Source organism: Streptomyces sp. NRRL S-337 (genome assembly GCF_000720175.1).
GTDB lineage: Bacteria > Actinomycetota > Actinomycetes > Streptomycetales > Streptomycetaceae > Streptomyces > Streptomyces siderophoricus.
Window position 1 is genome coordinate 1 of sequence record NZ_JOIX01000151.1, and the last position, 3,985, is coordinate 3,985.

The window sequence follows — 3,985 nt, forward strand, 5'->3', positions numbered from 1 at the left end:
TGTTTGGGACGTAAAGCGACAGCAGTCCCAAACACCGGCCCCGCAGGCCCGTCACCGCACCCGACACCCACCCAGCCCGCCGCAGGCGCAACGGCGAGAAACCACCGCGGCGGGAAAGACAGCCACGTACGCGGCGCCGCAAAGCGCAACGGCGAGACGACCCGCGGCGGGAAAGCCAGGTACGTGGGGGTCAGAGAACCCGCCCCGTCGTGACGCGCCGCAGCGCTGCCGCCAGGTCGTGCCCCGTGGGGAGCGCGTCCGGTGTGACCAGGGACTGGACCATCAGGCCTGTGAGGAGGGCCTGGTAGAAGGAGCCGACGATGCGGGCCGCCTCCGCGTCGACCTCCGTGTCGGGGACGCCCTCGAAGAGCGCGACCAGCCCCTCGCCGCCCTCCGGGAGTACGGCCCCGATCGCCTCCCGCAGGCCCTCGTCGCGCGGGAGCAGCCCCAGCACCTCGACCTGGGCGGCGATGAACTCCGGTTCGGTGGCGATGTGTTGGAGCACCCGGTCCCAGGTCTCGGCGAACCGTTCCAGCGGATCGGCGGAGGTCCGCGCGCCCTCCGCGGCGGCCGGCGCCTCGGCCATGCGCATGCCCCACTCCTCGCTGGACGCGATCACGGCCTGGCGCATCAGGGCGTCCTTGGAGCCGTAGTGGTAGCCGATGGAGGCGAGGTTGGCGCCGGAGGCGGCCACGATGTCGCGGGCGGTGGTGCGCGCGTACCCCTTCTCCAGCAGGCAGCGCTTGGCGCCTTCCAGAAGATCTTCACGGTGTCCCATGGCGGCAGCCTAATCGCCGGCATACGTCCGTACCAGACAGGTGTCTTATACGTACGTCTACGCGCATGTGGCGTGCGGGCGTGCGGGCTTCTGCCCGCACGCGACCCGCAGGCCCCCGGGGCGCAGGTCCCCAGGCGCGGGCCCCCGGGCGCGGGTCCGGGGGGCGGGTCCGGGGGGCGGGTCCCCCGGCGCCCTCCTGGGGCACGGGCCCCGGGACCCGGCTCAGCGGGCCCCCTCCGTGCCGGGCCCCTCCGCGCCGCCGCTCCGCTTCCGGTCCTCAGGGGGCGTGGCCTCGGGCGTCTGCTCGGTGTCGCGACGGGTGTCGGCGTCCGGACGGGCTTCGCGGGTGCGGTCCCCCGCTCCGGCGCCGGCCATCGGCCGTTCGAAGAGTTTGTTGCGCTCGGCGGGCGTCCGCGCCGGGCCGCCGGCCTCCGTTTCGGGGCGCGGCGCGGCGGGCCGCGCCGCGTTCGTGCCACCCGGCTCGCCGCGGGCGGTCTCCGGTGCGCCCTGGCTGCCCGTGAGGTCCGTGCCCGGACGGGCCGTGGGTTCCGCGCCGACCGGCCGGATCAGCCCGTAGTGGCGGTACAGCTCGGTCTCTTCGGACGGGTCGAGGTGGGCGTCGGCGTCGATCCGCGGGGCCTTCTTGATCGTCTCCTTGGTGTGCGGAACGTGCAGTTCGTCGCCGGTCCGGCGGGCCCCGGCGAGCGGGATGAAGCTCTCCTTCATGCCGAACAGCCCGGTGCGCACGGTGATCCACTCGGGCTCGTTGGTGGCGTCGTCCCGGTAGACCTGCTGCACCATGCCCACCTTCGCGCCGCTCACGTCGACCACGTGCAGGCCGGTCAGCGTCTGCGGGGTGTCTCCCAGAGGTGCGTTCATGGGTCCTGCTCCTTCCGCACGCGCCGGTGCGGCACGCACAGTTCCCATTGCGCGACGCCCGCTTCCGGGTTGCGACTCGGGAGGCTCGTGAGGTGCCGGGCCGGGCGGCCCCAGGAGCCCCCTCCCGGCTCCCGCGGGCCCACCCTCGCTACGCCATTCGGGTGAATGCTCGGGAATGCTCGGACCGGTCAGCCGCACGGGCCGCGGCCGCGTGGCGTCCGTACGATGCCGGCACGCGAACGGGCCCGGACCCCGCCGAAGCGGGAGCCGGGCCCGTTGACCTGCGAAGACCGTCCGGTCAGTGACCGAGGTTCACCGCGCGCACGGACGTCGCGCCGATCTCCTCGGAGATCTCGTTGAGCACGTTCGCCGGAATGGTGTCGTCGACGGTCAGCACGACCAGCGCCTCACCGCCGACGTCGGCCCGGGAGACCTGCATGCCGCCGATGTTGATGCCCGCCTCGCCCAGGATGCGGCCGACCGTGCCGACGACGCCGGGGCGGTCGGTGTAGCGCATGAACGCCATGTGGTCGGCGAGCGTGAGGTCGATCGAGTGCTCCCCGACCGCCACGATCTTCTGCACGTTCTTGTGGCCGGCGAGCGTGCCGGAGATCGACACCTCCTCGCCGCCGGCGAGCGTGCCGCGCACGGTGACCACGTTCCGGTGCTCGGGCGACTCGCTGCTGGTCGTCAGCCGCACCTCGACGCCGCGCTCCTGCGCGAACAGCGGGGCGTTGACGTAGCTCACCGTCTCGTCCACCACGTCCTCGAACACGCCCTTGAGCGCGGAGAGTTCGAGCACCTTGACGTCGTGCTGGGTGATCTCGCCGTACACCTCGACGTCGAGCCGCATCGCAACCTCGCCGGCCAGCGCGGTGAAGATCCGGCCGAGCCGCTCGGCCAGCGGCAGGCCGGGCTTGACGTCCTCGGCGATCACGCCGCCCTGGACGTTGACCGCGTCCGGCACCAGCTCGCCGGCCAGCGCCAGCCGCACCGACTTGGCGACCGCGATACCGGCCTTCTCCTGCGCCTCACCCGTCGAGGCGCCCAGGTGCGGGGTGCACACGACCTGGTCGAACTCGAACAGCGGGGAGTCCGTGCAGGGCTCGACGGCGTACACGTCCAGGCCCGCGCCGGCGACCCGGCCCTCCTTGAGCGCGGTGGCCAGCGCCGCCTCGTCGACGATCCCGCCGCGCGCGGCGTTGACGATCCGGACCGACGGCTTGACCTTGTGCAGCGCCTCGTCGCCGATGAGACCGATGGTCTCCGGCGTCTTGGGGAGGTGGACGGTGATGAAGTCGGAGACCTCCAGCAGCTCGTCCAGGGTCAGCAGCTTGACGCCCATCTGCGCGGCGCGGGCCGGCTGGACGTACGGGTCGTAGGCGACGACCTTCATGCCGAACGCCGACATGCGCTGGGCGACCAGGACGCCGATCCGGCCGAGGCCGACCACGCCGAGGGTCTTCTCGCTGAGCTCGACGCCGGTGTACTTGCTGCGCTTCCACTCGCCGTTCTTGAGCGCGGTGTTGGCCTGCGGGATGTTCCGCGCGGTGGCGACCAGCAGACCGCAGGCGAGCTCGGCGGCGGTGACGATGTTGGAGGTCGGGGCGTTGACGACCATCACGCCGGCCTTGGTGGCGGCGGAGACGTCGACGTTGTCCAGGCCCACGCCAGCGCGGGCGACGACCTTCAGCTTCTTGGCGGCGGCGATCGCCTCGGCGTCCACCTTCGTGGCGCTGCGCACCAGGATGGCGTCGACGTCGACGATGGCGGGGAGCAGCTCGGCACGGTCCGCGCCGTTGCAGTGCCGGATCTCGAAGTCCGGGCCGAGGGCGTCGACGGTGGCGGGCGACAGCTCTTCGGCGATCAGTACGACAGGTTTCGAGCTCACGTGGTCTTCAGTCCTCACTAGTCCTTCGCGGACGGCCGTCCCGACGGCCGAAGGCGGTGAAGGGGGAAAGCCGCGTGGAAGACGCACGACGTTGTGAGCCTGAACGCGCTTGTGATGGGCAGTGTAGTGGCGGTGGGGGGCGCGTCCTGTGCCGTTGCGGAAGGATCACCCGTGCGTGGTTCTACGCGGTGGACAAGGCGCCGCGCGGTGCGCGGCCGGTCATACGGACGAGGGGGCCGCGAGTGTTCGCGACCCCCTGTCCACCGGGCTCACGCCTGGTCGTCGACCCAGCTCATCAGCTTCCGCAGCTTCTTGCCGGTGGTCTCCAGCAGGTGGTCCTCGTCGGCCTTCTTGTACTCGTTGTACTTCGGCAGACCGGCCTGGTACTCCGCCATCCAGTTGTTGGCGAAGGTGCCGTCCTGGATCTCGGCGAGGAC

The 3,985-nt window shown here is 71.9% G+C and carries 3 protein-coding genes and 1 pseudogene; all 4 read right to left on the bottom strand.

Annotated elements, in window-relative coordinates; genetic code table 11:
• Window positions 1-190: 190 nt before the first annotated feature.
• Window positions 191-778 (bottom strand): TetR/AcrR family transcriptional regulator, encoded by a 588-nt coding sequence (locus IG62_RS0140715; protein WP_030816266.1) that lies wholly within the window; start codon window positions 776-778, stop codon window positions 191-193.
• Window positions 779-1,000: 222 nt separating this feature from the next.
• Window positions 1,001-1,657 (bottom strand): PRC-barrel domain-containing protein, encoded by a 657-nt coding sequence (locus IG62_RS50370; protein WP_063755438.1) that lies wholly within the window; start codon window positions 1,655-1,657, stop codon window positions 1,001-1,003.
• Between the two features lie 298 nt (window positions 1,658-1,955).
• Window positions 1,956-3,548: a phosphoglycerate dehydrogenase gene (serA, locus tag IG62_RS0140725; protein WP_030816270.1), complete on the bottom strand. Its 1,593-nt coding sequence runs from the start codon at window positions 3,546-3,548 to the stop codon at window positions 1,956-1,958.
• 269 nt (window positions 3,549-3,817) lie between these two features.
• Window positions 3,818-3,985 (bottom strand): annotated as a pseudogene (locus IG62_RS45865) (ketol-acid reductoisomerase); the annotation flags it as partial.

Coding starts and splice junctions, on each gene's coding strand:
- IG62_RS0140715 (WP_030816266.1), bottom strand. CDS start 778: ATGGGACACCGTGAAGATCTTCTGGAAGGCGCCAAGCGCTGCCTGCTG.
- IG62_RS50370 (WP_063755438.1), bottom strand. CDS start 1,657: ATGAACGCACCTCTGGGAGACACCCCGCAGACGCTGACCGGCCTGCAC.